We start from the raw sequence: 10,095 nt of genomic DNA, 5'->3' as shown, positions 1-10,095 counted from the left end.
CCTCCTGATCGCGAGGACCACCCACCCCGGTCGCACATCCCCATGACCTGGGGAATTACATGATCGACCGGGTGGGGAATTACGTGAGCGTCAGACCGCTACAGCTGGGGAATTACGTGAGCGCCGACACTCAGGCCAACTGGGGGCGACGGCGAGGTCGGAAGCCTTGCCCCGGCGCCGATTTGCGCCGACTACTTCCGAGAGCTTCCGCCATCTGCGGCTGGCAGAGGGGGGCGAGTGTCGAGGTCTCTGGTCGAGATTCCGCCACTGGTTTGTGGGTGCGTCCCGGTCCAGGGTCCGGGCGGTGTCGTGCCGACGGCGTCGATGGCGCGGATGAGCCATTGCGCGTATGCGGTGAGGAGTTGATCGAGGGCTGCTTCGCGGGTGTGTTCGCTGTCGTCGCGGACGCGGGCGAACGTTACGTGGGCGCGTTGCCGCCACTGCTCGGCTATGTCGGCGGGTTGCTGGTCGCGGATGGGGTGTGGTGCGAAGACGCGTTCGGTGCCGGTGATCCGGGACCAGACGATGATCGAGGCGCAGTCCCGCTGGCGGTCGCCGAGGTCGGAATGCTGCCCGCGGCTGTGGCCTGGCAGTTGGTCGCCGATGGTGGTCCAGCTTGCGGGGTCGATGCACCAGTCGCGTAGGGCGGTGCGGCGGCGGTGGTAGTCGATGGGCTGTGGCGTGGCCTCGATCCGGTCGGCGATGTCGTGGACAGCGGCTTCGAACTCGTGCGGATCGCTGCGGAGCCGCGCCCAGGCGTGCACCGTCGAGACGCTGAAGTAGCTGCGGCGATATGCCTTGCGGGTGTCGGGCAGGCCGAGGCGGCTCGCGGCTTCGCGGATGGAGCCGCCCATGGCGGTCTGGCACAGGTGCAGCGCGGCGGCTCGCCGGAGCTGGGCAGTGTTGATGCCGTCGAAACGGGCGAGATGCTGCTGGTACCAGTCGTCTTGGAGGAACTGTGGGATGTGTTCGGGTCCGAACGGGACGCGTCTGATCGCGGTGCGTAGGCCCCGGCCTCGGCCGGGCCTGGCGTAGGTCTGCAGGATCGGGGCGAAGGCGTGTCGCATTCCTTCGGAGCAGTCGGGCCGGTCGGTCACGAACTGTTGGGCCCATCCCTGGCGGGTGAGGCGACGTTGGTTGTTGCCGAGCAGGTGCCGCAGGTGCGGGGTGAGCGTGCGCGGCGCCTCAAGGGTGAGTAGCCGGTCGGCTGTGGTCAGCAGGGCGGCGCACGCGACTGCGTCCAAGGGCGGCGCGCGGTCGTCGGGGGGCCGCAGGCTTGCTTGGCTGGTGTTGGGGCGTCGCCGAATGGGTTTCTGCGGGTGGGTGAGGTAGGCGTCCAACGCGTCGGCCAGTGCGGGGCTGGGCGCGAGGTCCCGGGCCAGCGGCCAGGACCGCCGTATGAGGTAGCTGAGCAGGATCAGGTCGGTGAAGTATCGGGCGGGGCTGGTGGGCTGGCCGAGGCAGTTGACCTGGTCGGGGCCGGTGGCATCCAGCGCGGCGAGGATGCGCTGCTGGGTGGCGGACACGGCACGGCTGGGTCGTTGTCCCGGGCGGGCGTCGGTGAGCCACGCGCCGCACGCCCCATGGTCGCTGTGGTCGCCAGTAGGCGGCTGGTGGGTACTGGCGCGGCATTGTGTCGGGTGCAGGTTGCCGTCCCACCAGCGGGGTAGATGCCCGTGATCGCCTTGGTGCACCAGGCCGCCGCAGGTTGGACATTGGTGCAGCAGGTAGCGTCGATGGTGGGGGCAGGTGAACACGACCGGTAGGCGCCAGGCCCGCTGCCATGGGCCGCCGTGGCGGCGCTGGATCGTACTGCGGTCACCGACCAGGCAATGTGGACAGTAGCGGGTCGATTTCGTCAGCAGCCACCGTTCGAGGTGGGTCCGGGTGCCGCTGCGGCTTGCCGGATCCGGACGTGGCGTCGCCGGTGGATACCGGGCGGCGAACGTGCTGAGGAACAGACCAGCGGCCTCAGTCGGGCTCAGGTGGGTGGTGTGGGCGAAGTACCGCAGGGCGGCGGGGTCGGGTTGCGTGAGCAGGCGCCGGCTGGGGTGTGTTCCCGGTGACCCGTGCAGGCCGGTGACCACGAGTAGTCGGGCGGGCGAGGTGTCCAGTCGGTGCGCCAGGCGCAACACAAATCCGGTGATCGACTCGTCGGGTAGCGGCGCCACGCTGCGTGGCAATACCCCGTCTGGTTTCATGCGGCACCGCCGGAGGCGACGCGGTCCACGGTGCCATGGTCATCGAAGACCGTGTTACGGCCACGCCGTTTCCTCGGCGCGGAACGAGGCCGTTGGGTGGTGGGCACTGCTGGGATCTCGCCCGCCGCCGAGTCGCGGGTGGGGTCGTTGCCGAGGTTGATGGCGATGGTGTCCAGCAGGTTCTCGGTCAACCTCTCGACCCCGGTGTCGAGAGCCTCGGTGCAGCCGTCCTCCACCAGCCGTTCCAGCAGGCCGACCACACCGGCGGTGCGGCGGAACAGGTACTCCGGCATGGCGCCGCCGGTGAGCATGCCCGGGGCGGCCTTCAACAGCCGTAGGTGGTGTTCCAACCCGGCCAGGTGCGCGACCCAGGCGGCGATGCGCTGCGGGGTGTCGTAACGGAAAGGTTCCAGGTGAACCAAGTCGAAGCGCCGCTCGGTCTGGGTGGCCGGGCCATCGCCCGCCGGTGGTGGGAAGACCCACTGGCCGGTGCGCGGGTCGTGCCGGCCTTCGCGCAGCAGCCCGGAGCCGGGGATGTCCACGCCAATGAGGACCACGGTGGTGTGCATACTCATGAACGCCCGCAGCAGGTCGAGGGTGTCCTGGTCGTCGGCGCGGTGCATCTTCAGCCGGGTGATGTCGTCCAGCAGCAGTGCTCGAACGCCGTGGTCGTGCAGCGAGTTGCGCACCGCCCGGGTCAGCTGGGGCAGGGTCATCTTGTGGTGGTCGGCGCCGAAGAAGTCCAGGATCGCCTCGCAGGTGCTCTTCGGTTTCGCGGTCACCGGGGTTTGCACGTAGGCGACTGGGGCGTGCAGGTCCCGGGTTCCGGGTAGCGCGTTCGGGTTGAGTTGGTGGTGCAGGTCCAGCCAGGCGTCCTCGAACGCGGCGGCGATCTCGCACGCGGTCTCGGTCTTGCCCTGGTACCCACCCCCGGTGATCATCAGTCCAGCCCGGGTGGTGGGCTTGTGCTTTAGGGCGTTGGTCTGCAGCCGGGATCGCATGATCCGGGTGACCGCTAGGCTCATCGGCGTGTCCTGCAACGGCAGGTTCGCGTGGGTGGCGGCGCGGTGCAGGTCGTGCAGGTGCCGCTTGCGAGGGCTCAGCCGCCGGTAGTCGGCGGTGATCAGCCGGGGTGCGGGCACGAACGCATGGCGGGTCCGCCGCCAGCGCCGCCAGCCCTCGACGGTCTCCCGGTCGGTGATCGGCCCGGGAAGGATGAACGGCAGCGGCGCGTCGTCACGGGCCGGGTCGATACTCACGACGCCTCCGGTGGGTGCTCGCCCGTCACCTGGTCGGAGTTTGTGCCGGGGCCGGTGTCCTCGCCTGGCGGCAACAGGAACAGGTTGCGCCTCCGGAACCCGTCTCCCAGCCGAGCCGGTGGGGTGACCGGAAGCTCGGCAAGGGCCTCGCGGCGGCGGTGTGCACGGTCGCTGTCGACACTCTGCTGCGCCTGCTGGGCACGCTCACGCCAGCCCTGCCGGCCGACCGCGTCCGCACCAGTGCCGTGGTCACCGGACCAGTGCGAACTGGTGCTCTTCCGAGTCGCGTCGCCAGGCGTGCCGCTCGTTGCGCTGCCAGGACGGTCGGTGCCCGCGCTGGTGGGGCGGTCGATGGCCGCGGCCCTTGCCTGGGTGGCTTCGCGGGCGTGCGCGGTGCGATCCGTCTTGGCCATCTGGGTGGGCCACGCATCGACGGGGATGTGCGCGCCGATCAGGTCCAGCAGCAGCGGCAGCAACTCGGCGTCCGAGCGGGGACGCAGCCCGGCCTGGCGGGCTGCGGCGAGCAGGTCGCGGACCCTTGCGTCGCTGAACGCCGGCACCTCGCCGTCCGGCGGCAGCCCGGTCCATCGCAGCGGGTGCCAGTCGTGGGTGTTGGGGTCCTGGAAGAACACGGTGCGGGCATCGCGCGGGTCACGGCGGATCACCCACCGGCCCTGATGCCGGCCGCCCCGGGCGGATGGCCCGTGCCGGTAGTCATCCAGCGCGTCCCCGTCGTACCACAGCCCGCGGATCTTCACCCCGCGCCGGCCATGGATCGCGACATGGTGCGCGGGCAGCAGTTGGTAGTACAACTGCGGGCTCGGGATCTCCATCGCGAAGCCGCCCTGCACCATCGCTGCAGCGAACAGCGTGTTCGGGCTGTGGTCGCCGGCCGGATCCCAGCACGGCGCGTGCTCGCCCAGCCGCCGATTCTGCCAGATCCTGACCGTCCAAGTCGCTATCAAGTGCTCCATCGCGTCGATGGTCAGCACCGCGTCGGCCTCCGGATCGATCCCCCGGTCGGCCACGTCGACACCGGTGTAGCCGAGCAGGTACTCGAACAGTAGCGACCGTAGCCCGCCAAACGCGCGCTCCACCGCATGCTTGTCCGTAGGGCGAAGTACACGAGCTGGCAGGATGTTGGCCCCGAGCACCCGCTGCACTTCCACCAATTGGTGGTTTCGGTAGACACTGCCGTGGTCAGTGGTGATCGTCTCCGGGGCGAAGAACGGCAGACCGGCCACCTCGTACCCGGCGAACTCGGCCACGACCGCGGCGGGCAGGCCCGGATACGGCCACGCCATGTCCGGACCCCAGTCTGCGCGCATCGGCAGCGGCATCGTCACGTCCCGCAGCAGCATCGCCACGTCCACCGCACTGTCGGACACCAGCGTGAGTCGAAACGCCACCAGCGAGTGCGTGTAGACGTCCAACGCGATTGTCAGGTGCACCGACACCGGCTCACCGAACACCGTCTCGCGGACCTTGACCGGCAAGATCGTGGTGTCCAGGGCCACGACCTGCCCCGGCCGGTGCACCACCACATGCCCACCGCTGGTCGGCAACTCAGCGGTGCGCGCGTAGCGTTGCCGGGCCCCGCCCGGCCCGAACCACTCCCGCCAGACCAGCCGCAGCGTGCCGTAACTCGGGATCGCCGCCTCCGCCTCGGCGCCATGCCGTTCCCGCAGGTACTGATGGATCATCCTCTCCCGGGTGCGCATGCTCACCCGCGAGCGGTGCATTGTCTCCACGTGCACCGCATGGATCGCTTCGCGGACCTGCTCACCCACGCTCGGGTGCCCCACCACGACCCGCAGCCACCGGTCGTCCGCGCAACCGACCGCGCCGAACTGGCGGCGGCGAACTTCCCACCGCTGCAAGGTGCGGTAGCTGATGCGCCCTAGCCCCAGCAGGCGGGCCTGGTCAGCGTCCAACGCGGCCAGCTCGGCGGCCTTCGCCCGCCGCCGCTGGGTGCGGGTCGTGATCGCCAGGTCGTAGCATGCCTTCGGCTCGCCCGGCCCTGGACGCAGCGGGTCCCCGCTACGGAAGCCGGTCTCCACCTCCAGCAGGTGCGCCACCCGCAGTGCCACCAGCTCCCGCTGCCGTGCGGTCAGATCGCCCAAGCCCGCGGGCTGGCGCCCCCGATTCGCGGCCGGCACCGATGCGTGACGGGTGGACTGCCGGCAGCCGGGATGGTTGATCAAAAAGCGGAACGTCGCCGGCATCCTTTCGCCGCCGACCGATACCAGTACCGCGCGGCCGTACTGCGGCTCCGCGTGCTCAACGACCCACTCCACGCCGTCGAGGATCAACGAGGTGCCGGGCGACAGGTCCAACGCCGCGTCAACCCTGCTCACCGGTACTCCTTCCCAGCACAGACCAGGCTGGTCTCGCTCAGCGCCGAGCCGAGCTCAACACCCAACCGGCGCTGCCACAACAGGTGCAGCAGCCAGGCCCGCGCCACCGGCGGCGCCACCGTGCTCCCGGCCAACTCGCCGAACGGCCGCGGCCCGGCCGCCACCGCCGCCACCAACGCATCCGCCATCCCCAACCGGTCAGTCAAAGGCCGACGCTGTGCCGACAGCGTGTCCAACGTGCTCGTCACGTGCGGTTTCCAACCGGTCACCACGACGTAGCGCCAGCCCAGCAGCAACGCCACCTCTGCGGATGCGGCGAATGCCACCCGGTCCTGCTGGGTCACCCGCGCGGCCGGCCGCACATCGATCAGCCACCGGCCGGTCCGGGAGAACGCAAGGAAGTCCGGGATGTGCTCGCGCGGACCGCTGCGGGTCGAGTACCGAAGCCGCAACGGTTGCGCGAGCACGTTCACCAGGTCAGCAGCGAAGTCCAGCGCGAGCAGCAGCCGGGCCTCCTCCAACGACTCGAACCCGTGGTGGCGGCCGGTGCTCACCAGGAACTGCAACCCGGATCGGTGCCGCTGGTCACGGCGCCAGGAAAAGCGCCGTACCGGCTCGCACCCAGCCGCCGGCACCGACCCCAGATCGCGTACCGGGCAATTGACCTCGTTGCCCGCGTACCGCCACGTCGCGGTCCAGCACCTCGTCCAATCCGGCCCGAGCCCCAGCGCGCCGCGTACCTCATCCAACCCACCGCACGAAACGGCCAGGTCATCCCACCCACAGCGGTGCGACCACGCCGCCGCCCGGCCAAGGGGTGCCCCTCGACCAACGGCAGCGTCCAAGCGGCCCTCGCCAGTCGCCACCATGCCATCGAATCCGATCGCTGCGATATCCGTGCGGCGACGCGCCGAACGAGTGCCAACAACGCTGAAAACCCGATAGGTGCCAAGTGCGGCGGAAAAGCGGTGCCAACAACCACTGACAGAAGCGATCGAGATCGCAGCCCACCATGTCGCGCTGGTGCCAACTACAACTGAAAGTCACAGCGGAGGGTGAGAGACGGTGCTCTCACCCTCGCGCTGTACGCGGTTTCTATTTCTACCCGTCGTTCGTGTGCGGCGGTTGCTGGTGGGTGCCGAGGATGCGCACGGTGGTGCTGGCCTTGATGGGTTTGTCGTCCGGGCCGCGCAGTTGCGGGTCGATGAAGATCCACCGGTGTCGGGCGCGGCCAGGCCCATACGGTTGGTTGCGCCAGTGTCCACGCACCCACCACCGGTACGTGCGCTCGACGGTGGGCGCGTCGCCGCTTCGTCGAGGCGCGCTGGCGGAGGCGGCGGGTAGTGGTGCGGTGCCGCGGATGCGGACCAGCCGCACCTGCGGCGCCGGCCGGCCACTGCGCTGGTACGCCCGCCGGATTGACCGGTCCACATCGGACTCGACTGTTTCGGCGAGTTTCTGGGCGATCAGCAGCCAGGTGGCCACCACAACGGCAGTGGTGGAATCGTCCGCATCGACCGGGGTGCCGGCCGGCATGTGCCGGTGGGACCGCGGGGTGAGCCAGCCGACCTGTTCACGCAGCCGCTGCAGGCTCGCCCCGTCCAAGCCGGCGCCGATGCTGCGGTAGCCGACGATGTCGATACCGTCGGGGCCGGTGGTCCAGGTCGCGGCGACCGTGTCGTTCCGCTGCCCGACTGGCCCCGCCCAGGCGATCAGGCCGTGCGGGGCCGGCGGGTGCGCGGTGATGGGCCTGTCGGGCAGGGCTTCGGCGGCGTGCACGGCCAGGTCGGTGAACTGCGGGTCGATCCAGTACAGGTGCGCCGTCCGCAGGCCGTCCGCGAGCCGGGCACGCAGGTCCGGTGCGTCGAGGTCGGCCGGTAGATGGTCGGGGCCGCGTAGCAGGTCGGCCAGCCGGTCGCGGACCCTGGGCAGGATCGGCGCGGGCAGCGGTACCGGCTCCCACCGTCCGATCGCCAGCACCGTCCGTCCCGGCCGCAGACCCGCGAACACGTCGCGCAGGAACAGCCGCAGCTGGTCGGCCACCTGCCGCTCGCGGAACCCGCCGTTTCGCATGATGCGGGCGTGCAGGGCGTTCAGGTCGCCGGCCTCGAGCAGGTGGGCGCAGTCGATGCAGGCGGACCAGTCGCTGCCGTAGTGCTGGACCAGCCGCCCACCTGGCCCGTCCATGACGGTTTCGACCGGCCGGACCCGGTAGGCGTAGACGATCTTGCGGTCGGAGCAGAAGTCGCACACGTGGTCGGTGTCGATCTGGTCGGCCGGCACCGGCTCCGGCTCATGCGCCGGCATCGTGGCGCCGCGCATGTCCAGGGGGTGCAGGTAGCTGGCCTTGCCGGTGTCCAGGTCGACGTACCGGTTCAGCGGGCGGGCGCAGACGCGGCAGGCCATCTGCCGGCCGGCGTCCGGCATCCCGGCGCTCACCGGTCCACCGGCCCGTCTTGCTGGCCCGGCGCGGCGTGTCGCCGGGTGTCGCGCAGGCGAGGGCCGTGCCGGCTGGCGTTGCGCGGCATCCGCATCGGCGGCCGATAGGTGCGGAAGCCACCCTGCCTCCCCTTGGCGTGGTAGAGAGCGACGTCGGCGTGGTGCAGCAGGGTGTCGAAGGTGCCGTGCTCGCCGTCGAACGCGGCGATTCCGGCGCTGGCCCGCGGGGCGATGACGATGGTGCCCTCGTCGCCGCGCAGCACGACCGGCTCGGCCACCGCGGCCAGGATCTGCCCGATCGGCACGTCTGCATCGTGTTGGCTGGGCAGCAGGATCAGGAACTCGTCGCCGGCCAACCGAGCGGCCAGACCACCCCGGGCCGTCGCGATCGGAGCGAGCCGTTCAGCGACCACCCGCAGGAGCTCGTCGCCGACATAGTGGCCGTGAACGTCGTTGACCTGCTTGAACCCGTCCAGGTCCAGCAACACCACCGTGATCGGTTGCCCGATCACCTCCCAGCCGGTGAACGCCTGGGCGGCCACGTACCGGTTCGGCAGGCCGGTGAGCCGGTCGTGACCGGCCAGGTAGTCGGCCACGCGCAACATCGCGTTCAGGTCACTGACACGCCGGGCGGCGGTCAGCCATCCGACGACAAACCCGAGCACCGCGGTGGCGCCGAGTCGAATCAAGGTAGACACTAGGGATTCCTTCCAGCGATGGAGGAACCCGGGACGCGTCGTTTCCTAGGCGGGCGTCCCGGGCCCATAAACGGCGAAAGCCCGCCACCGGGCGAGCTGAATGAGCAGATAGGCCGTCTGGCCGGGCAGATCACTGCCCGAGCGGCGCGTCGATCTGATGCGGCAGCGCTACAGCGGCTCACTGCGACCGGTCGGGCAACGGCTGGTGGGCTTCAGACGGTGCCGACGCGTCGCGGTCGAGGGTCGGATCAGCGCCCGCTGACGGACGGTGGCCAGGCGCCGTCGGCGGCGTGTCGAGCAGTCCGTCGTGTCCGGCGGCACGGATGAACTGCAGGGTGCGCAGCGAGACCCGGTGGGTGCGGGCGGCGTCTTCGGTCGCCGCGTGCAGGTGCTTAGTGGCGTGCCAGACGTGCCGCCACCGGGCGTATGCGTCGGGCGTGGTGGGCACACGGCGGCTCGCGTCGGTAGAGAGCCATCGTCGCCCCTGACGGCCAACCGGATCCACGGTGACGACCCGCGGTTCGTCCTCGCCGTTTTCGTGATCGTATGAAGGTTGGGGGTCAACCTGCTCGATAGGCGCCGCGCCAGCTACTGGTTCGAAAGCGACGCTGGAGTCAAACAGGTGCGCGAGTAGTTTCGCCGCGGCTAGGAGCGCGACGGCGGAGATGCCGGAGATAGCGCGGGCGATCCAGTTGTCGGCGGCGACGGCGACGTTGGCGGCCAGACTTACGACGGCGCCCAGCACCAGCACGGTCCAGGGCAGAGGGCCGCTGTGGCGATGGTTGCGTCGGTCGGCGAGCAGGACGAGGATGGCGATGAGGTCGAGGCCGTCTACGAACAGTGGAAAGGCGTGGGCGTCCAAGCCGTGCACTCCGTGGCGGTGGGCCAGGGTGAGCATGTGCCGGTAGGAGACGTAGACGCCGAGCCCGGTCAACGCGGTGACGGTGGTGACGGCGAGGCCGCGGGTGGCGCGGTCGGCCCTGCTTGGCCGGCGCGCTATGGAGGACATAGGAACGCTCCTTAGCGATGGGCGGTACGCGCTCCGGCCGCGCCCGATGACAGGCGCTGCGTGGCGGGAGTCGCCATCCGTACAGTCGGGTGTGGACAGTGTCATGAAGGAGTCGAGTGTTCGGCGCGGGGC

At 70.2% G+C, this 10,095-nt stretch carries 7 protein-coding genes; all 7 read right to left on the bottom strand.

All coding sequences use genetic code 11. The annotated features are described in order from the left end of the window. Window positions 1–191: 191 nt before the first annotated feature. Window positions 192–2,201, bottom strand: a complete 2,010-nt coding sequence (locus QMG73_RS41300; RefSeq protein ID WP_281904891.1) for a TniQ family protein — start codon at window positions 2,199–2,201, stop codon at window positions 192–194. Further along, window positions 2,198–3,460, bottom strand: a complete 1,263-nt coding sequence (locus QMG73_RS41295) for an AAA family ATPase (RefSeq protein ID WP_281904890.1) — start codon at window positions 3,458–3,460, stop codon at window positions 2,198–2,200. Before QMG73_RS41295 ends, QMG73_RS41300 begins: the two co-directional genes overlap by 4 nt. Beyond that, window positions 3,457–5,817, bottom strand: coding sequence for a hypothetical protein (locus QMG73_RS41290; RefSeq protein WP_281904888.1), 2,361 nt, complete (start codon window positions 5,815–5,817; stop codon window positions 3,457–3,459). The genes QMG73_RS41295 and QMG73_RS41290 overlap by 4 nt, the downstream gene beginning before the upstream one ends. After that, window positions 5,814–6,566 carry a TnsA-like heteromeric transposase endonuclease subunit gene (locus QMG73_RS41285; RefSeq protein WP_281904886.1) on the bottom strand — a complete coding sequence of 251 codons (753 nt, stop codon included), beginning with the start codon at window positions 6,564–6,566 and terminating at the stop codon, window positions 5,814–5,816. Before QMG73_RS41285 ends, QMG73_RS41290 begins: the two co-directional genes overlap by 4 nt. Before the next feature lie 352 nt (window positions 6,567–6,918). Continuing rightward, complete coding sequence (locus tag QMG73_RS41280; protein WP_281904885.1) at window positions 6,919–8,256, bottom strand: hypothetical protein; 1,338 nt, start codon at window positions 8,254–8,256, stop codon at window positions 6,919–6,921. Beyond that, complete coding sequence (locus QMG73_RS41275) at window positions 8,253–8,954, bottom strand: GGDEF domain-containing protein (RefSeq protein WP_281904884.1); 702 nt, start codon at window positions 8,952–8,954, stop codon at window positions 8,253–8,255. The genes QMG73_RS41280 and QMG73_RS41275 overlap by 4 nt, the downstream gene beginning before the upstream one ends. A 178-nt stretch (window positions 8,955–9,132) precedes the next feature. Beyond that, a complete protein-coding gene (locus QMG73_RS41270; RefSeq protein ID WP_281904883.1) occupies window positions 9,133–9,963 on the bottom strand; it encodes a DUF2637 domain-containing protein in 831 nt (276 codons plus the stop codon). Window positions 9,964–10,095 lie beyond the last annotated feature (132 nt).

Origin of the sequence: Phytohabitans aurantiacus (assembly GCF_027923225.1) — a bacterium.
In the GTDB taxonomy this organism is placed as follows: domain Bacteria; phylum Actinomycetota; class Actinomycetes; order Mycobacteriales; family Micromonosporaceae; genus Phytohabitans; species Phytohabitans aurantiacus.
Note: the sequence above shows the minus strand (reverse complement) of the source record. Positions and strands in the feature narration are given on the sequence as shown.